General features: G+C 53.9%; 1 protein-coding gene. It reads right to left on the bottom strand.

The window, feature by feature from the left end; genetic code table 11:
- Positions 1–245, bottom strand: a 245-nt coding sequence (locus E1297_RS00245) for a DUF4116 domain-containing protein (RefSeq protein WP_155132518.1), incomplete at both ends; no start/stop codon positions are given.

The raw sequence follows: 245 nt of genomic DNA on the forward strand, positions 1-245 counted from the left end.
TCCGGAGGGCTTCTGATACTAATTGCAAGGTCCAGCCGTTTTGTCTGACCGCCGCGAGGCAAATTCCTTCCGTCCGGAGGCTCTCCGGCACATGTTTCAATGCCCAGCCGTTTTGCGTCATTACCCATTCCACCAGGGGGAGGAACCTGTCGGCGTTGCAGGCGATGGTATAAGCAGCAATCTTGGCATCATCCGCATCCACGAACTGAATTTTATTGCCCGTAACCCACAACTGGAATTTTCCG

The organism is Roseibium sp. RKSG952 (assembly GCF_009711355.1).